We start from the raw sequence: 17,998 nt of genomic DNA on the forward strand, positions 1-17,998 counted from the left end.
TTGATTAACGCATTGGGATGTTGCCGCCCTTGAAGTTTGCCTTCTTGAGCAGCGACTCATACTGTTGCGACATAACGTACGACTGCACCTGCGCCATGAAGTCCATCGTGACGACGACAATGATCAGCAGCGACGTTCCACCAAAATAAAACGGCACGTTCCAGCGCAGCACCAGGAATTCCGGCAGCAGACACACGAAGACGATGTAGATCGCACCGGCCAGCGTCAGACGCGTGAGGATGCGGTCGATATATCGTGCGGTCTGGTCGCCCGGACGAATGCCCGGAACAAACGCGCCGCTCTTCTTCAGGTTGTCCGCGGTTTCCCTGCTGTTGAACACCAGTGCGGTGTAGAAGAAGCAGAAAAACACGATCGCCAGCGTGTACAGCAGCACATAGACCGGCTGGCCCGGCTTCAGCGCCTCCGCGACGTTATGCAACGTGTTGGAGATCCAGCTTCCCGACGGCTGACCCGTGCTAAACCAGCCGAGAATCGTGGCCGGGAACAGGATGATCGACGATGCGAAGATCGGCGGAATCACGCCCGACATGTTCAGCTTCAGCGGCAAGTGCGACGACTGGCCACCGTAGATCTTGTTGCCGACCTGGCGCTTCGCGTAGTTCACGAGGATCTTGCGCTGACCGCGTTCGATGAACACGACCAGGTAAGTCACCGCGGCGATCAGAACGACGATGATGATCGCCGAAATGATGCTCATCGAACCCGTACGCACCAGCTCGAACAGCCCACCGACGGCATTCGGGAACCCTGCTGCGATCCCGCCGAAGATGATGATCGAGATGCCGTTGCCCAGACCACGCTCGGTGATCTGCTCACCCAGCCACATCAGGAACATCGTGCCGGTAACCAGCGTCACGACCGTCGTCAGCCGGAACAGCATGCCGGGGTCGATCACGAGGCCCGGCTGGTTTTCCAGCGCAGCCGCGATACCGAACGCCTGGAAGGTCGCGAGCACCACGGTGAAATACCGCGTGTACTGCGTGATCTTCCGTTGCCCTGCCTGCCCTTCCTTCTTCAGCGCCTCGAGTTGCGGCGAGACGATCGCCAGCAACTGCATGATGATCGACGCCGAGATGTACGGCATGATCCCCAGCGCAAAGATCGTGAAGCGGGAAAGCGCGCCACCCGAGAACATGTTGAACATGCCAAGGATGCCGCCCGCCTGGCTCTGGAACAGCTTCGCCAGTTGATCCGGATCGATGCCCGGCACGGGGATGTGCGCGCCGATGCGATAGACGATCAGCGCCAGGAGCAGGAACATCGCTCGCCGACGCAGATCGCCGAATTTCGCCGTGCTTCGACCGGGTTTTGCAAGACTCGGGCTGTTAGCCAAGTACCTTCTCCGATGAATGCAAGTAACGACGCGCTACGCGTGTCACTCGGCGAACGAACCGCCAGCCGCTTCGATCGCAGCGCGCGCACCCTTGGTGGCGCCGAGACCCTTCACGACGATCTTGCGCTTCAGTTCGCCCGTCGCGATGATCTTTGCGCTCTTCGTCAGCTCGCCGACCAGGCCGGCTTGCTTCAGTGCGAGCAGATCGATTTCATCGACCGGCAGCTTCTCGAGGTCGCCCAGGCGCACTTCACCGACGAATTCCTTCGTCAGCGACGTGAAGCCGCGCTTCGGCAGACGACGTTGCAGCGGCATCTGACCGCCTTCGAAACCGACTTTGTGGAAGCCGCCCGAACGCGATTTCTGACCCTTGTGACCACGGCCAGCCGTCTTGCCGAGGCCCGAACCGATGCCGCGGCCGACACGACGCTTGGCGTGCTTTGCACCAGCGGCCGGCTTCAGGTTATTCAATTCCATATCAACTCCTTGATCCGTAGGGCCGCTTACGCGATGACCTTAACGAGGTACGAGACCTTGTTGATCATGCCGCGGACCGCCGGCGTATCCTGCAGCTCGCTAACCGAGTTGAGTCGGCGCAGGCCCAGGCCACGCACGGTCGCACGGTGCGATTCGCGGGTCCCGATCAGGCTCTTGACGAGCTGAACCTTGACAGTTTTTTCAGACATGGTGACCACCCGGGCTTAGCCCAAAATATCTTCGACGGACTTGCCGCGCTTCGCCGCGATGTCTGCCGGGGTCGACTGCTTCCGCAGACCGTCCAGCGTGGCGCGAACGAGGTTGTACGGGTTCGTCGAACCGTGGCTCTTCGCCACGACGTTCTGAACGCCCATCACGTCGAACACTGCGCGCATCGGGCCGCCGGCGATCACGCCCGTACCTGCCTTCGCCGGAGCGAGGAGGACAGCGGATGCGCCATGCTTGCCGTGCACTTCGTGCTGCAGCGTGCCGTTCTTGAGCGGCACCTTGAACATGTTGCGGCGAGCTTGTTCCATTGCCTTCTGGACAGCGACCGGCACTTCCTTCGCCTTGCCCTTGCCCATACCGATGCGGCCATCACCGTCGCCAACCACGGTCAGTGCGGCGAAGCCGAGAATACGGCCACCCTTCACGACCTTGGTCACGCGATTGACCGAAATCATCTTTTCGCGAAGGCCGTCGTCGCGCTCGTCAGCCTGAACTTTCGCTTGCATCTTTGCCATGACGAATTCCTTCCTTAGAACTTGAGCCCAGCTTCGCGAGCTGCCTCAGCCAGCGCCTTGACGCGGCCATGGTAGCGGAAGCCCGAGCGGTCGAAGGCGACGGATTCGATGCCGGCAGCCTTTGCCTTCTCGGCAATACGCTTGCCGATCAGCGTCGCGGCATTAACGTTGCCGCCCTTGCCCGACTTGTCGGCCAGTTCAGCGCGCACTTCTGCTTCGAGCGTCGACGCGCTGGCGAGCACCTTGGTGCCGCAGGGCGAGAACACTTGAGCGTAGATGTGCGTGTTCGTGCGATGCACGGCGAGACGCGCGACCTGCAGCTCAGCGATCTTGATACGCGTCTGGCGAGCGCGGCGCAGGCGAGATTGAGTCTTATCCATGATTGCGCACCCTTACTTCTTCTTCGTTTCTTTGAGGATCACAACCTCGTCGGAATAGCGCACGCCCTTGCCCTTGTACGGCTCCGGCGGACGGTAACCGCGGACTTCCGCAGCCACTTGACCGACTTGTTGCTTGTTGATCCCCTTGATCACGATTTCGGTTTGCGTCGGGGTTTCAGCCTTGACGCCTTCCGGCATCTGGTGCACCACCGGGTGCGAGAAACCCAGCGACAGGTTCAGCTTGTCGCCTTGCGCTTGCGCACGATAACCGACGCCAACCAGCGTCAGCTTGCGCTCGAAACCCTTGGTCACGCCGTGCACGGCATTCGCGATGATCGCGCGCATCGTGCCCGACAGTGCGTTTGCTTCGCGGCTTTCGTCGACCGGCGACAGATTCAGCGTGCCGTCGTTGTTCGCCACGTTCACGAGCGGATTGATCGCTTGCGTGATGGTGCCCAGCGGGCCCTTGACGGTGATCGCACCGTCGGCCAGCTTGACTTCCGCGCCTTGCAGCGCGATCGGGCTCTTACCTACTCGAGACATGTTTCTCTCTCCTCGGCTTTAAGCAACGTAGCAGATGACTTCGCCGCCGACGCCGGTAGCGCGCGCCTTGCGGTCGGTCATCACGCCCTTCGGCGTCGACACGATTGCCACACCCAGGCCGTTCATGACCTGCGGAATGTCGTTACGGCCGCGGTACACGCGCAGACCAGGCTTCGACACGCGCTCGAGGCGTTCGATGACCGGGCGACCTGCGTAGTACTTCAGCGCGATATTCAGTTCGGACTTCGCACCTTCCGCCTTGACGGCGAAATCGTCGATATAACCTTCGTCCTTCAGGACTTGCGCGATTGCAACCTTGACCTTCGACGAGGGCATCGCGACCGATACCTTCTCGACCATCTGCGCGTTGCGGATGCGAGTCAGCATATCGGCGATAGGATCACTCATGCTCATTTACGTTTCTCCTATTACCAGCTCGCCTTGGTCAGGCCAGGAATCTCGCCACGGAATGCGATTTCACGAATCTTGTTACGCGCGAGGCCGAATTTACGGAACGTGCCACGCGGACGGCCCGTGATCGCGCAGCGGTTACGCTGGCGGGTCGGGTTTGCGTTGCGGGGCAGTTGCTGCAGCTCAAGGCGTGCTTCGTAGCGCTCTTCTTCCGACTTGCTTTGGTCTTCGACGATCGCCTTCAGCGCTTCGCGCTTTGCTGCGAACTTCGCGACCAGGCGGGCGCGCTTCTTTTCACGTTCGATCAGTGCCAGTTTAGCCACGGTAACCTCAGTTTCTGAACGGGAACTTGAAGCTGGCGAGCAGAGCCTTTGCTTCGTCGTCGGTCTTCGCAGTCGTCGTGATGCTGATGTTCAGCCCACGCAGTGCGTCGATCTTGTCGTAGTCGATTTCGGGGAAAATGATCTGCTCTTTCACACCGATGTTGTAGTTGCCGCGGCCATCGAAGGCACGACCCGACACACCGCGGAAGTCACGCACGCGGGGCAGGGCAACGGTCACGAAACGGTCGAGGAATTCGTACATCGCTTGGCCACGCAGCGTCACCATCGCGCCGATCGGGTAACCCTGGCGGATCTTGAAGCCTGCGATTGCCTTGCGTGCCTTCGTGACGACCGGCTTCTGACCAGCGATCTTCGTGAGGTCGCCGACGGCGTTCTCGATGATCTTCTTGTCAGCGATCGCTTCGCCAAGACCCATGTTCAGCGTGATCTTGGTGATGCGCGGCACTTCCATGACCGACTTGTAACCGAACTTCTCGATCAGGCCGGGCACAACCTTTTCTTTGTAAAACTCTTGAAAACGAGCCATTTTTTACTCCGCTGCGTCAGGCGCTCAGTACGGCACCGGTCGTCTTCAGGAAGCGAACCTTCTTGCCTTCCTCGACCTTGATGCCAACACGCGACGCCTTGCCATTCGCGTCGACCAGTGCGACGTTCGAAATATGCAGGGGCATCGTCTTCGCTTCCACGCCGCCCGTCGTACCCTTCATCGGGTTCGGCTTCACATGCTTCTTGACGAGGTTGATACCTTCAACCGTCACATGTTCTGCACCGACAGCCAGCACGACGCCGCGCTTGCCCTTGTCTTTGCCAGTGACGACGATGACTTCGTCACCTTTGCGAATCTTGTTCATCGCGACTCCTTACAGCACTTCCGGCGCCAGCGAAACGATCTTCATGAATCGTTCGCTACGCAGCTCACGCGTCACCGGCCCGAAGATACGGGTGCCGATCGGCTCAAGCTTGTTATTCAAAAGCACAGCGGCGTTGCCGTCGAACTTGATCAGCGAGCCGTCTTGACGGCGAACACCCTTGGCGGTGCGGACCACCACGGCGTTGTAGATTTCGCCTTTCTTCACGCGCCCGCGCGGCGTTGCTTCTTTGACGGTCACCTTGATGATGTCGCCAATGCCGGCATAACGACGCTTCGAGCCGCCGAGCACCTTGATGCACATGACTTCACGTGCACCCGTGTTGTCGGCTACTTCGAGCCGAGATTCGGTCTGGATCATGGTTTGTCTTTCCCAACTTAATCCGATTGCACCACCATGATGCATTCGGTCAGTCTTGGTCCCGTCAGCCAATCGGCTGCTTGGGTTGGAACAGCAGCGACGGCAAACGAAACCCGCCATCGCAATTCGGTGAATCTTTCGGACAGGCTGGCGCCAGTCCGCTTCCCCCACCAACTTCGCCCGCGACGGGGCTCCCATAAAGAGGGAAGACCAGGATTATAACAAATAACCCTGGTCACGCAAGCAAAAACTTTGCGATTTCAAGCACTTCGTGGCGAAGTGCTTGTTACTGCCTACTGCTCTGCCCGCTTAGATGACGCGAGCTGCTTCGACGAGGCGCGACACCGTCCAGGCCTTCGTCTTCGAAACAGGACGAGTTTCCTGGATTTCGACGAGATCGCCTTCGTTGCAGGTGTTCGCTTCATCATGCGCGTGGTACTTCTTCGAGCGCACGACATACTTGCCGTAGATCGGGTGCTTGACGCGGTGCTCGATCAGCACGGTGACGGTCTTGTCCATCTTGTTGCTGACGACCCGACCGACCAGCGTCCGCTTCAGCGAGGTTTTCACGCTATCGTTCATTTCTGGTTCGCCTTCTGAGTCATGACGGTCCGCACACGTGCGATGTCGCGACGAACCTTCTTCAGCTGGCTCGTGTTCGTGAGCTGCTGGGTCGCGAGTTGCATGCGCAGGCCGAATTGCGCCTTCAGCAGGTCCGCCAGCTCCTTGTTGAGCGCGGCCTGGTCTTTCTGGAGAAGTTCGGAAGCCTTCATGTTTTCTCCTTAGGCGCCGAGCTGGCGCACGATGAATGCCGTCTTCAGCGGCAGCTTGGCTGCAGCCAGACGGAACGCTTCGCGTGCCAGTTCTTCGGTTACGCCGTCCATTTCATAGAGCATCTTGCCCGGCTGGATCTCGGCGACGTAGTACTCCGGGTTACCCTTACCGTTACCCATACGCACTTCTGCCGGCTTTTGCGAAATCGGCTTGTCCGGGAAGATCCGGATCCAGATGCGGCCGCCACGCTTGATGTGACGCGTCATTGCACGACGCGCCGCTTCAATCTGACGTGCGGTCAAACGACCGCGACCGATCGCCTTCAGACCGAATTCACCGAACGACACTGCGTTGCCGCGCGTCGCCTTGCCGGTGTTACGACCCTTCTGCTCTTTACGATACTTTCTGCGTTTCGGTTGCAGCATCGTTATTCTCCAGTCTTGCCGTCTTCGGGCTTGCCGGCGCCACGGCGCGGTGCGCCACGACGAGCACCCGGAGCGCCGCCTTCGCCGTCACGGCGCGGACGACGGTCGCCCGGACGCGCATTGCGACGCGGACGCTTGTCTTCGGCTACTTCTTCGACCACCGGCGCGTCATTGCGGCCGAGCGTGTCGCCCTTGTATACCCACACCTTGACGCCGATGATCCCGTAAGTCGTCTTCGCTTCCGAGGTCGCGTAGTCGATGTCGGCACGCAGCGTGTGAAGGGGCACGCGACCTTCGCGATACCACTCCGTACGAGCGATTTCGATACCGTTCAGACGGCCTGCGCTCATGATCTTGATGCCTTGGGCACCCAGACGCATCGCGTTCTGCATCGCACGCTTCATCGCGCGACGGAACATGATCCGGCGCTCGAGCTGTTGCGTGATCGAGTCAGCGATCAGTTGCGCATCGGTTTCCGGCTTGCGGATTTCTTCGATGTTGACGTGAACCGGCACGCCCATGCGGCGTTGCAGTTCCGTCTTCAGCTGTTCGATATCCTCGCCCTTCTTGCCGATGACGACGCCCGGACGCGAGCTGTAAATCGTGATGCGCGCGTTCTTCGCCGGACGCTCGATGACCACCCGACCGACCGAAGCGTTCTTCAGCTTCTTCTTCAGGTATTCACGAACACCGATGTCTTCCTGCAGCATCGCCGCGAAATTGTTGTTGTTCGCGTACCAACGCGAAGCCCAATTGCGGCTGACAGCCAGGCGGAAGCCAGTCGGATGAATTTTCTGTCCCATCGTATGGCTCCTTAATTCCCGACCGTCACAGTGATGTGACAGGATTGCTTCTCGATGCGGTTACCGCGGCCCTTGGCGCGCGCGGTGAAACGCTTGAGCGATGCCGCCTTGTCGACGTAGATGCTCTTGATCTTGAGCTCGTCGATATCAGCGCCTTCGTTGTGCTCCGCATTCGCGATTGCCGACAGCACAACCTTCTTCACGATGCCAGCCGCCTTCTTCGGCGAGAACGTCAGAACGTTCAGCGCCTTGTCGACCGGCAAACCGCGGATCTGGTCAGCCACAAGGCGCGTTTTTTGCGCCGAGATGCGGGCACCGCGATGAATTGCTTTCACTTCCATCTTGATTGCCCCTTATTTCTTGGCCTTCTTGTCGGCCGCGTGACCCTTGAACGTACGGGTCAGTGCGAACTCGCCAAGCTTGTGGCCGACCATGTTTTCCGAGATGTACACCGGAACGTGTTGACGGCCGTTGTGAACAGCGATCGTCAGGCCGATGAAATCCGGCAGAATCGTCGAGCGACGCGACCAGGTCTTGATCGGCTTTTTGTCGCGCGAAGCTGCAGCCGCCTCAACTTTCTTCAGCAAATGGGCGTCGCAGAACGGACCTTTTTTTACAGAACGTGCCATTGCCTACTCCTTAACGCTTGTGACGGCGCTGGACGATCATCGTCGTCGTGCGCTTGTTGCTGCGGGTGCGGTAACCCTTAGCCGGCGTACCCCACGGGCTCACCGGGTCGCGACCTGCAGCCGTCTTGCCCTCACCACCACCGTGCGGGTGATCAACCGGGTTCATCGCAACGCCACGCACCGTCGGGCGGATACCGCGCCAGCGGTTCGCGCCAGCCTTGCCGATCTGGCGCAGGCTATGCTCTTCGTTACCGACTTCACCGATCGTTGCACGGCACTCGATGTGCACGCGGCGGATTTCGCCCGAACGCAGACGAACCTGCGCGTAGACGCCTTCACGTGCCAGCAGCATGGCCGACGTGCCAGCCGAACGCGCCATTTGCGCGCCCTTGCCCGGCAGCATCTCGATGCAGTGGATCGTCGTACCGACCGGAATGTTGCGGATCGGCAGCGTGTTGCCTGCACGGATCGGCGCTTCCGAACCCGACATCAGCTGTTGGCCGACGGTCAGGCCCTTCGGGGCGATGATGTAGCGACGCTCGCCGTCTGCGTAGAGCACCAGCGCGATGTTCGCGCTACGGTTCGGGTCGTACTCGAGACGCTCGACCTTTGCCGGAATGCCATCCTTCGTGCGACGGAAGTCGACGATACGATAGTGCTGCTTGTGACCACCACCCTTGTGACGCGTGGTGATACGGCCGTTGTTGTTACGGCCGGCGGTCGAGCTCTGCGAGTCGAGCAGTGCCGCGAACGGCTTGCCCTGGTGCAGGTTCTTGTTGACCACCTTGACCATCGCGCGGCGACCCGGCGATGTCGGCTTAACTTTCACGATTGCCATGATTACTTGGCCTCCGCTTCAAAGTTGATTTCCTGGCCGGGCTTCAGGCAAACGTACGCCTTCTTCACGTCCTTGCGGCGGCCCATCGAACGGCCGAAGCGCTTTTGCTTGCCCTTCTGAACCAGCACGTTGACCGAATCAACTTCAACCTTGAACAGCAGCTCGACAGCCGCCTTCACTTCCTGCTTCGTGGCATCCGGTGCGACTTCGAACACGACTTGCTCGTTCTTGTCGGCAACCAGCGTCGCCTTTTCCGAGATCACCGGTGCGAGCAGGACCTGCATCAAACGATGATCGTTCTTGCGAATCTCGCTCATGACAGCAACTCCTCGATCTGGGCGACCGCAGCCTTCGTGACCAGCACTTTCTTGAAGTAGATCAGCGACAGCGGGTCAGCGTAGCGCGGCTCGACAATCGCCACGTGCGGCAGGTTGCGCGAAGCCAGGTACAGGTTCTCGTCGACCGTGTCCGTGATGATCAGAACGGAGTCGAGACCCATGGTCTTGAATTTGTCAGCCAGCAGCTTGGTCTTCGGCGCTTCGAGGATGATGTCCTCGACGACCGACAGACGGCCTTCGCGGGCCAGCTGCGAGAAGATCGAGCAGAGACCTGCGCGATGCATCTTCTTGTTGACCTTGTGCGAGAAGTTTTCTTCCGGCGAGTTCGGGAAGATGCGACCACCGCCACGCCACAACGGGCTCGACGACATACCGGCACGAGCGCGGCCCGTACCCTTCTGACGCCACGGCTTCTTGGTGGTGTGCTTGACTTGCTCGCGGTCCTTCTGTGCGCGGTTACCCTGGCGAGCATTCGCCTGGTACGCGACGACGACCTGGTGGATCAGCGCTTCGTTGTAGTCACGACCGAACACGACGTCCGACGCGTTGACCACTGCACCTTCCTGACCATTTTCGTTCAGGAGCTTGAGTTCCATTATTTCGCCCCCTTGGTCTTGACGGCCGGCGTCACGAAAACCTTGCCGCCCTTCGCGCCCGGAATCGCGCCCTTGACGAGCAGCAGCTTGCGCTCTGCGTCGATACGAGCGATTTCGAGGTTCTGCACCGTCACCGTAACGTCACCGAGGTGACCCGTCATGCGCTTACCCGGGAAAACGCGACCCGGATCCTGCGCCATACCGATCGAGCCCGGCACGTTGTGCGAGCGCGAGTTACCGTGGGTAGCACGGCCGGAGGAGAAGTTATAACGCTTGATCGTACCGGCGTAGCCCTTACCGATCGACACGCCTTGCACGTCGACCTTCTGGCCTACTTCGAAAAGATCAGCACCGACCACGGCGCCATTCGACAGCTCAGCTGCCTTGGCCGCGTCAATGCGGAATTCCTTGAGGATTTCACCGGCTTCGACACCGGCTTTGGCGAGATGACCTGCCAGCGGCTTCGTCACGCGCGATGCGCGGCGGGAGCCGAATGCAACCTGCACGGCCGTGTAGCCGTCGGTTTCAACAGTCTTGATCTGCGTCACGCGGTTGTCCGACACGTCCAGCACGGTGACGGGAATCGAATCCCCTTCAGCCGTGAAGATACGGGTCATGCCAACCTTGCGACCTACGAGTCCAAGGCTCATCATTTTCTCCATTCCCGACTGCGATTGGTCGGGGCTGATTTACAAAATGCCGGGCACGCAAGGCCCAACTTTTTTACGCGAATACGCGAAAAGCCAAGCAGTATAGCCCGACTTCTCGATTTCCGCAAGCAATACAAAGACTTAGCACCGCCCGGCACGCCGGGAGGCGCCGAAAGCCTTACTGCAGCTTGATTTCCACGTCGACGCCAGCCGGCAGGTCGAGCTTCATCAGCGCGTCAACCGTCTTGTCGGTCGGATCGACGATGTCCATCAGGCGCTGGTGGGTACGGATTTCGAGCTGATCGCGCGACGTCTTGTTGACGTGCGGCGAACGCAGGATGTCAAAACGCTGAATGCGCGTCGGCAGCGGCACCGGGCCACGGACGATTGCGCCAGTCCGCTTCGCGGTATCGACGATCTCGGCAGCCGATTGATCGATCAGACGATAGTCGAAAGCCTTCAGGCGAATGCGGATTTTCTGTTGCTGCATGACGATTCCTTGAAAAGAGCGAGGCGATGTTGCATCGCCGGACACTAAAAGAACGCGAAACCTGTTGCCTGCGGGGAGCGAGGCGCCCGGTCCCGAACGGTACTTCCACTGCTAAGCCCGCGATTCTACACGAAAAATCGAAGCGGTGGTGTGCGTTTGTCAATATGGCAACGCGCACGCCACAAAGAAAAACCGGGTGCCAGATCGAACTGGACACCCGGTTTCGACGGTACGACTGCCTACCGTGGAATCGCGGACCCCGGAGGGATCCGCGGATCGTCGATATTACTCGATGATCTTGGCGACGACGCCGGCGCCGACGGTACGGCCGCCTTCGCGGATTGCGAAGCGCAGACCTTCTTCCATCGCGATCGGAGCGATCAGCTTCACCGTGATCGACACGTTGTCGCCCGGCATCACCATTTCCTTGTCCTTCGGCAGCTCGATCGAGCCCGTCACGTCCGTCGTACGGAAGTAGAACTGCGGACGGTAGTTGTTGAAGAACGGCGTGTGGCGGCCGCCTTCGTCCTTGCTCAGCACGTACACTTCAGCCGTGAAGTGCGTGTGCGGCGTGATCGAACCCGGCTTCGCCAGAACCTGGCCACGCTCCACGTCTTCACGCTTCGTGCCGCGCAGCAGGATACCGACGTTGTCGCCTGCCTGACCTTGGTCCAGCAGCTTGCGGAACATTTCAACGCCCGTGCAGGTCGTCTTCACCGTCGGCTTGATACCGACGATTTCGATTTCTTCGCCGACCTTCACGATGCCGCGCTCGACACGACCCGTCACCACCGTACCACGGCCCGAGATCGAGAACACGTCTTCCACCTGCATCAGGAACGCGCCGTCAACTGCACGCTCCGGCGTCGGGATGTACGTGTCCAGCGCGTCGGCCAGGCTCATGATCGCCACTTCGCCCAGCTCGCCCGTGTCGCCTTCCAGCGCCAGCTTGGCCGAACCCTTCACGATCGGCGTGTCGTCGCCCGGGAAGTCGTACTTCGACAGGAGTTCGCGAACTTCCATCTCGACCAGCTCGAGCAGTTCAGCGTCGTCCACCATGTCGCACTTGTTCAGGAACACGATGATGTACGGAACGCCAACCTGACGTGCCAGCAGGATGTGCTCACGCGTCTGCGGCATCGGGCCGTCTGCTGCCGAGCAAACCAGGATCGCGCCGTCCATCTGTGCCGCGCCCGTGATCATGTTCTTCACATAGTCAGCGTGGCCCGGGCAGTCGACGTGTGCGTAGTGGCGGTTAGCCGTTTCGTACTCGACGTGTGCCGTGTTGATCGTGATACCGCGCGCCTTTTCTTCCGGTGCCGCGTCGATCTGGTCGTAAGCCTTCGCTTCGCCGCCGAACTTCTTCGTCAGCACCGTCGTGATCGCTGCCGTCAGCGTCGTCTTGCCGTGGTCAACGTGACCAATCGTACCAACGTTGACGTGCGGCTTGGTCCGCTCAAACTTTTCTTTTGCCATGATTCTCTTCTTTCAAAAAATATCGGTTGGTAGCTGCAGATTTACTTCGACTTCGCGCTGATGATCGCTTCAGCAACGTTGCGCGGAGCTTCAGCGTAGTGCTTGAACTCCATCGTGTACGTTGCACGACCTTGCGTCAGCGAACGCAGCGACGTCGAGTAACCGAACATTTCCGACAGCGGCACTTCGGCGCGAACGATCTTGCCGCCGCCAACCATGTCTTCCATGCCCTGGACGATGCCGCGACGGCCCGACAGGTCGCCCATCACGTTGCCCATGTAGTCTTCCGGCGTCTCGACTTCGACAGCCATCATCGGCTCGAGGACGACCGGGTTCGCCTTGCGCATCGCTTCCTTGAACGCCATCGAACCGGCCATGCGGAACGCGTTTTCGTTCGAGTCAACGTCGTGGTACGAACCGAACGTCAGGTGAACCTTCACGTCGACGACCGGGAAGCCAGCCAGCACGCCCGACTTCAGCGTGTCCTGGATACCCTTGTCGACCGCCGGGATGTATTCACGCGGAATCACACCACCCTTGATCTCGTCGAAGAACTCGTAGCCCTTGCCTTGTTCGTTCGGCTCGAGCGTGATGACCGCGTGACCGTACTGGCCGCGACCACCCGACTGCTTGACGAACTTGCCGTCGACATCCTTCGCCGTCGAACGGATCGTTTCGCGGTATGCAACCTGCGGCTTGCCGACGGTCGCTTCCACGCCGAATTCACGCTTCATCCGGTCGACCAGAATTTCGAGGTGGAGCTCGCCCATGCCCGAAATGATGGTCTGGCCCGACTCTTCGTCGGTCTGCACGCGGAACGACGGATCTTCCTGCGCCAGACGGTTCAGCGCGAGGCCCATCTTTTCCTGGTCAGCCTTGGTCTTCGGCTCGACAGCCTGCGAAATCACCGGCTCCGGGAACACCATGCGTTCGAGAACGATCGGGTTCGCCGGGTCGCACAGCGTGTCGCCCGTGGTCGCTTCCTTCAGGCCGACCGCAGCAGCGATGTCGCCCGCACGGACTTCCTTGATTTCTTCACGCTGGTTCGCGTGCATCTGCAGAATCCGGCCGAGGCGTTCCTTCTTGCCCTTGGTCGAGTTCAGCAGCGTGTCGCCCGAATTGACGACGCCCGAGTACACACGGAAGAAGATCAGCTGGCCGACGAACGGGTCGGTCATGATCTTGAACGCGAGCGACGAGAACTTCTCTTCGTCCGACGCCTTGCGCTCTGCTTCTTCACCGTTTTCGAGCTCGCCCTTGACCGGCGGGATGTCGACCGGCGACGGCAGGAAGTCGATCACGGCGTCGAGCATACGCTGCACGCCCTTGTTCTTGAACGCGGTACCGCACAGCATCGGCTGGATTTCGCACGCGATCGTACGGTCGCGCAGCGCCTTGACGATGTCGGCTTCCGGCAGATCGCCTTCTTCCAGGTACTTGTTCATCAGGTCTTCGCTGGCTTCAGCAGCCACTTCGACCATCTTTTCGCGCCATTCCTTGCAGGTCTCGGCGAGCTCGGCCGGGATGTCGACGTAGTCGAACTTCGTGCCTTGCGACGCTTCGTCCCAAATGATCGCCTTCATCTTGATCAGGTCGACCACGCCCTTGAAGTTTTCTTCCGAGCCGATCGGCACCACGACCGGAACCGGGTTCGCCTTCAGGCGCAGACGGAGCTGGTCGTAGACCTTGAAGAAGTTCGCGCCGGTACGGTCCATCTTGTTGACGAACGCGAGACGGGGCACCTTGTACTTGTTAGCCTGGCGCCACACCGTTTCCGACTGCGGCTGCACGCCGCCCACTGCGCAGTACACCATGCACGCGCCGTCGAGCACGCGCATCGAACGCTCCACTTCGATCGTGAAGTCGACGTGGCCCGGCGTGTCGATGATGTTGATGCGGTGTTCCGGATAGTTGCCGCCCATGCCCTTCCAGAAGGCCGTGGTAGCAGCGGACGTGATCGTGATGCCACGCTCTTGTTCCTGCTCCATCCAGTCCATCGTTGCTGCGCCGTCGTGGACTTCACCGATCTTGTGGTTCACACCGGTGTAAAACAGAATGCGCTCGGTCGTCGTCGTTTTGCCGGCGTCGATGTGAGCGCTAATACCGATATTGCGGTAGCGCTCGATAGGAGTCTTGCGAGCCACTTTGATCCTCTACTGGGATGACATGATGCAGCCCAGCTGCATCATGCTTCAACACAAACGGGCGAGGCGCCTGAAAAGCGCACCCGCCCGGAATTTATTTCCGCAAACAGCCCAGCCAGGCGCTTAGAAACGGAAATGCGAGAACGCGCGGTTGGCTTCTGCCATGCGGTGAACTTCATCGCGCTTCTTCATCGCGCCGCCACGGCCTTCGGCCGCTTCGGAGAGTTCACCAGCCAGGCGCAGAGCCATCGACTTCTCGCTGCGCTTCTTCGCAGCCTCACGCAGCCAGCGCATCGCCAATGCCATACGACGCGACGGGCGCACTTCGACCGGAACTTGATAGTTGGCACCACCAACGCGGCGGCTCTTCACTTCGACCACCGGCTTCACGTTGTTGAGCGCAACCGTGAACACTTCCAGCGGGTCCTTGCCACCCTTGGTCTGGATTTGTTCGAATGCGCCATAAACGATGCGCTCTGCAACCGACTTCTTGCCGGACAGCATCAGCATGTTCATGAACTTGGCAACATCAACGTTGCCGAACTTCGGATCCGGCAACACTTCCCGCTTGGGGACTTCGCGACGACGCGGCATGATTCTTCCTTTACTTGTTCAGTTGGAGCTGGTTCCAGCTCCGCGGCCACCAACAAACCCGATCACATCTTCACGACTAACCAGCTTGGCCGGGTGACCACTTACTCGACAGCACCGGCAATCCGGCACTCCCGCCTTGACCGCCCTGCGGCGATCCCTGATCAAAAACTGCTTACTTGGCAGCCTTTGCACGCTTCGCGCCGTACTTCGAGCGCGCTTGCTTACGGTCCTTGACGCCCTGGGTATCCAGCGAGCCGCGAACCATGTGGTAACGCACACCCGGCAAGTCCTTCACACGGCCGCCGCGGATCAGCACAACCGAGTGTTCCTGCAGGTTGTGGCCTTCACCGCCGATGTACGAAATCACTTCGAAGCCGTTCGTCAGACGAACCTTGGCGACCTTACGGAGTGCCGAGTTCGGCTTCTTCGGCGTCGTCGTGTACACACGGGTGCACACGCCGCGACGCTGGGGGCAGTCCTGCAGGGCCGGGCTCTTGCTCTTCGTCGTTTCCGACTGACGGCCTTTGCGAACCAGTTGGTTGATGGTTGGCATTGTTTATTCCTGAAATTGAACAAAATCTGCACATCGATTTCGGGCAAAGCGAGAATCGACGCACAGTTGACTTCCGAACCGGCGAATCGGGTGCGAGCTTTCGAACGCGACACGGCCCACCGAATACCGGAACCCAGCATGATATTCCGGAAATGCCAACTAAGTCAACGGCTTGCGTGATTTGCCAGCCGCGCGGGCGGTTTACCGGAAGGGTCGGAACACCTGTGTCACGCCGATTCGACGACGTCGATGATCTCGTCGCCGAAGCGCTCGAGCTTGCGCACGCCCATGCCGGGGATATGGCGCAGGTCGTCGATCGTCTCTGGCGCGTTGCGCGCGATTTCGGCCAGCGTCGCATCGTGGAAGATCACGTAGGCCGGCACGCCGTCGGACTTCGCGGTTTCCGCGCGCCACGCGCGCAGCGCGTCCCAGCGTGCGCGCTCGCGCGTGCCCATGCCGGCCGTCGGGTCGACGCGCGTGCCGCTGCGGCTCGACGACTGGCGCGTGCGCTGCGGCTTCACGTAGCGGCGCAGCGTGACCTTCTCCTCGTTCTTCAGCACCGGCTTCGCGGCCTCGGTCAGCATCAGCGCGCCGAAGCCGCCATGGTCGACCGCGAGATAGCCGTACGCGACGAGTTGCCGGAAAATCGCGCGCCACTCGGGTTCGGACAGCGATGCGCCGATCCCGAACGTGCTGAGCTGATCGTGGCCGCGCTGCAACACTTTCTCCGTGCGGCCGCCGCGCAGGATCTCGATCAGATGGCTCGAGCCGAAATTGAAGCCGCTCGCGCGCTGCGCGCGGAATACGCATGACAGCGCCATCTGCGCCTCGCGCGTCGCGTCCCATGAATCGGGCGGTTCGAGGCACGTGTCGCAGTTGCCGCACGGCTGGCTCGCCTCGCCGAAGTAGTTCAGGAGCCGCACGCGCCGGCACGAGATCGTCTCGCACAACCCGAGCAACGCGTCGAGCTTCGACGTCTGCACGCGCTTGTGCGCGTCGTCCGCATCGGACTCGTCGATCATCTTGCGCTGCTGGACGACGTCACCGAGCCCGTACGCCATCCACGCGTTCGCCGGCATCCCGTCGCGGCCCGCACGGCCGGTTTCCTGGTAGTAGCCCTCGACGCTCTTCGGCAAATCGAGGTGCGCGACAAAGCGCACATCCGGCTTGTCGATGCCCATGCCGAACGCGATCGTCGCGCACATCACGATGCCTTCCTCGCGCTGGAACATTTCCTGGTGCTTCTGCCGTACCTCGAACTCCATCCCCGCGTGATACGGCAGCGCGCGCACACCCTGAGCCTTCAGCCATTCGGCCGTTTCCTCGACCTTGCGGCGCGACAGGCAGTAGACGACGCCCGCGTCGGTCGTGCCGTCCGCGTTCGTGTGTTCCGCGCGGATGAAGTCGAGCAGCTGCGAACGCGCGTTGTCCTTCTCGACGATACGGTAACGGATGTTCGGACGATCGAAGCTCGACACGAACACACGCGCGTCGTCGAGCGCGAGGCGATGGATGATCTCGTCGCGCGTGATCGCGTCGGCAGTGGCGGTCAGCGCGATGCGCGGCACCGACGGGAAGCGTTCGTGCAGCACCGACAGCTGGATGTATTCGGGACGGAAGTCATGCCCCCACTGCGACACGCAGTGCGCCTCGTCGATCGCGAACAGGCCGATCTTCGCGCGCTCGAGCAGGTCGAGGAAGCGACCCGTCATCAGCCGCTCGGGCGCGACGTACAGCAGGTCGATCTCGCCCTCGCGCAGCGCGCGCTCGGTCGCCGCGGCCTCGGCGCCCGACAGTGTCGAGTTCAGGTAGGCCGCGCGCACGCCGACTTCGCTCAGCGCGGCGACCTGGTCCTGCATCAGCGCGATCAGCGGCGACACCACGATGCCCGCGCCCTGCCCGGCCTCGCGGCGCAGCAGCGCCGGGATCTGGTAGCACAGCGACTTGCCGCCGCCCGTCGGCATCAGCACGAGGCAATCACCGCCGCCGGCGACGTGTTCGACGATCTCGCCCTGCTGGCCGCGAAAGGCGGAATAACCAAAAACTTCGTCGAGGATTTCGAGGGCGCGGGACATGAGTGAGAACGAGGACGGCGGAAGGATGACCGCAATTTTAACAACCCGCTCGCGCAGCGCGCGGCGAATCGTGCAACGTTGGCCGATCGGACAGGGTTCGAGCGCGCGCATGACGGGCCTGCGCGACCGTGC

General features: G+C 60.7%; 27 protein-coding genes. All 27 read right to left on the minus strand.

Annotation, left to right across the window (positions count from 1 at the left end):
* Positions 1-4: 4 nt before the first annotated feature.
* Positions 5-1,354, minus strand: a complete 1,350-nt coding sequence (gene secY / locus DIE12_RS35240) for a preprotein translocase subunit SecY (RefSeq protein ID WP_006400642.1) — start codon at positions 1,352-1,354, stop codon at positions 5-7.
* Between the two features lie 42 nt (positions 1,355-1,396).
* A complete protein-coding gene (gene rplO / locus DIE12_RS35245; RefSeq protein WP_006482880.1) occupies positions 1,397-1,831 on the minus strand; it encodes a 50S ribosomal protein L15 in 435 nt (144 codons plus the stop codon).
* Between the two features lie 26 nt (positions 1,832-1,857).
* Complete coding sequence (rpmD, locus tag DIE12_RS35250) at positions 1,858-2,040, minus strand: 50S ribosomal protein L30 (protein ID WP_006400644.1); 183 nt, start codon at positions 2,038-2,040, stop codon at positions 1,858-1,860.
* Between the two features lie 15 nt (positions 2,041-2,055).
* Positions 2,056-2,574 carry a 30S ribosomal protein S5 gene (gene rpsE / locus DIE12_RS35255; protein WP_006752931.1) on the minus strand — a complete coding sequence of 173 codons (519 nt, stop codon included), beginning with the start codon at positions 2,572-2,574 and terminating at the stop codon, positions 2,056-2,058.
* 14 nt (positions 2,575-2,588) lie between these two features.
* Positions 2,589-2,954: a 50S ribosomal protein L18 gene (gene rplR, locus DIE12_RS35260; RefSeq protein ID WP_006477183.1), complete on the minus strand. Its 366-nt coding sequence runs from the start codon at positions 2,952-2,954 to the stop codon at positions 2,589-2,591.
* Positions 2,955-2,966: 12 nt separating this feature from the next.
* Positions 2,967-3,497: a 50S ribosomal protein L6 gene (rplF, locus tag DIE12_RS35265; RefSeq protein WP_006758786.1), complete on the minus strand. Its 531-nt coding sequence runs from the start codon at positions 3,495-3,497 to the stop codon at positions 2,967-2,969.
* An 18-nt stretch (positions 3,498-3,515) separates the two neighbouring features.
* On the minus strand, positions 3,516-3,911 hold the full coding sequence (rpsH, locus tag DIE12_RS35270) for a 30S ribosomal protein S8 (RefSeq protein WP_006477185.1): 396 nt from the start codon (positions 3,909-3,911) through the stop codon (positions 3,516-3,518).
* A 14-nt stretch (positions 3,912-3,925) separates the two neighbouring features.
* Positions 3,926-4,231, minus strand: a complete 306-nt coding sequence (gene rpsN, locus DIE12_RS35275) for a 30S ribosomal protein S14 (protein WP_006482884.1) — start codon at positions 4,229-4,231, stop codon at positions 3,926-3,928.
* Between the two features lie 7 nt (positions 4,232-4,238).
* Complete coding sequence (gene rplE, locus DIE12_RS35280) at positions 4,239-4,778, minus strand: 50S ribosomal protein L5 (RefSeq protein ID WP_006477186.1); 540 nt, start codon at positions 4,776-4,778, stop codon at positions 4,239-4,241.
* A 16-nt stretch (positions 4,779-4,794) separates the two neighbouring features.
* Complete coding sequence (gene rplX / locus DIE12_RS35285; protein ID WP_006477187.1) at positions 4,795-5,103, minus strand: 50S ribosomal protein L24; 309 nt, start codon at positions 5,101-5,103, stop codon at positions 4,795-4,797.
* Between the two features lie 9 nt (positions 5,104-5,112).
* Entirely contained in the window at positions 5,113-5,481 is a 369-nt protein-coding gene (gene rplN / locus DIE12_RS35290) for a 50S ribosomal protein L14 (RefSeq protein WP_006752929.1), read from the minus strand.
* Between the two features lie 309 nt (positions 5,482-5,790).
* Entirely contained in the window at positions 5,791-6,063 is a 273-nt protein-coding gene (gene rpsQ, locus DIE12_RS35295; RefSeq protein WP_006752928.1) for a 30S ribosomal protein S17, read from the minus strand.
* On the minus strand, positions 6,060-6,254 hold the full coding sequence (rpmC, locus tag DIE12_RS35300) for a 50S ribosomal protein L29 (protein ID WP_006400652.1): 195 nt from the start codon (positions 6,252-6,254) through the stop codon (positions 6,060-6,062). Before rpmC ends, rpsQ begins: the two co-directional genes overlap by 4 nt.
* A 9-nt stretch (positions 6,255-6,263) precedes the next feature.
* The gene (gene rplP, locus DIE12_RS35305) at positions 6,264-6,680 is read right to left on the minus strand and encodes a 50S ribosomal protein L16 (protein ID WP_006482873.1); all 417 of its coding nucleotides are present in this window, start codon (positions 6,678-6,680) and stop codon (positions 6,264-6,266) included.
* A 2-nt stretch (positions 6,681-6,682) separates the two neighbouring features.
* A complete protein-coding gene (gene rpsC, locus DIE12_RS35310) occupies positions 6,683-7,483 on the minus strand; it encodes a 30S ribosomal protein S3 (protein WP_006482899.1) in 801 nt (266 codons plus the stop codon).
* Positions 7,484-7,494: 11 nt separating this feature from the next.
* The gene (gene rplV, locus DIE12_RS35315; RefSeq protein ID WP_004199272.1) at positions 7,495-7,824 is read right to left on the minus strand and encodes a 50S ribosomal protein L22; all 330 of its coding nucleotides are present in this window, start codon (positions 7,822-7,824) and stop codon (positions 7,495-7,497) included.
* A 12-nt stretch (positions 7,825-7,836) separates the two neighbouring features.
* A complete protein-coding gene (rpsS, locus tag DIE12_RS35320) occupies positions 7,837-8,112 on the minus strand; it encodes a 30S ribosomal protein S19 (protein WP_004199273.1) in 276 nt (91 codons plus the stop codon).
* Between the two features lie 10 nt (positions 8,113-8,122).
* Positions 8,123-8,950, minus strand: coding sequence for a 50S ribosomal protein L2 (gene rplB / locus DIE12_RS35325; protein ID WP_006482900.1), 828 nt, complete (start codon positions 8,948-8,950; stop codon positions 8,123-8,125).
* A 2-nt stretch (positions 8,951-8,952) separates the two neighbouring features.
* Positions 8,953-9,267: a 50S ribosomal protein L23 gene (gene rplW, locus DIE12_RS35330; RefSeq protein WP_004199275.1), complete on the minus strand. Its 315-nt coding sequence runs from the start codon at positions 9,265-9,267 to the stop codon at positions 8,953-8,955.
* The gene (rplD, locus tag DIE12_RS35335) at positions 9,264-9,884 is read right to left on the minus strand and encodes a 50S ribosomal protein L4 (protein ID WP_006477192.1); all 621 of its coding nucleotides are present in this window, start codon (positions 9,882-9,884) and stop codon (positions 9,264-9,266) included. The genes rplW and rplD overlap by 4 nt, the downstream gene beginning before the upstream one ends.
* Positions 9,884-10,534 (minus strand): 50S ribosomal protein L3, encoded by a 651-nt coding sequence (gene rplC, locus DIE12_RS35340; RefSeq protein ID WP_006752926.1) that lies wholly within the window; start codon positions 10,532-10,534, stop codon positions 9,884-9,886. Before rplC ends, rplD begins: the two co-directional genes overlap by 1 nt.
* Positions 10,535-10,712: 178 nt before the next feature.
* Complete coding sequence (rpsJ, locus tag DIE12_RS35345; RefSeq protein WP_004199280.1) at positions 10,713-11,024, minus strand: 30S ribosomal protein S10; 312 nt, start codon at positions 11,022-11,024, stop codon at positions 10,713-10,715.
* Between the two features lie 285 nt (positions 11,025-11,309).
* Complete coding sequence (gene tuf, locus DIE12_RS35350; RefSeq protein ID WP_124551557.1) at positions 11,310-12,500, minus strand: elongation factor Tu; 1,191 nt, start codon at positions 12,498-12,500, stop codon at positions 11,310-11,312.
* 41 nt (positions 12,501-12,541) lie between these two features.
* Positions 12,542-14,644, minus strand: coding sequence for an elongation factor G (gene fusA / locus DIE12_RS35355; protein ID WP_044849034.1), 2,103 nt, complete (start codon positions 14,642-14,644; stop codon positions 12,542-12,544).
* A gap of 123 nt (positions 14,645-14,767) precedes the next feature.
* A complete protein-coding gene (gene rpsG / locus DIE12_RS35360) occupies positions 14,768-15,238 on the minus strand; it encodes a 30S ribosomal protein S7 (protein WP_006477195.1) in 471 nt (156 codons plus the stop codon).
* A gap of 172 nt (positions 15,239-15,410) precedes the next feature.
* Positions 15,411-15,791 carry a 30S ribosomal protein S12 gene (gene rpsL / locus DIE12_RS35365; protein WP_006400662.1) on the minus strand — a complete coding sequence of 127 codons (381 nt, stop codon included), beginning with the start codon at positions 15,789-15,791 and terminating at the stop codon, positions 15,411-15,413.
* 227 nt (positions 15,792-16,018) lie between these two features.
* Positions 16,019-17,866 (minus strand): DNA helicase RecQ, encoded by a 1,848-nt coding sequence (recQ, locus tag DIE12_RS35375; RefSeq protein ID WP_044849035.1) that lies wholly within the window; start codon positions 17,864-17,866, stop codon positions 16,019-16,021.
* Between the last annotated feature and the right edge of the window lie 132 nt (positions 17,867-17,998).

Origin of the sequence: Burkholderia sp. Bp9015, from assembly GCF_003853505.1 — a bacterium.
Classification (GTDB): Bacteria; Pseudomonadota; Gammaproteobacteria; order Burkholderiales; family Burkholderiaceae; genus Burkholderia.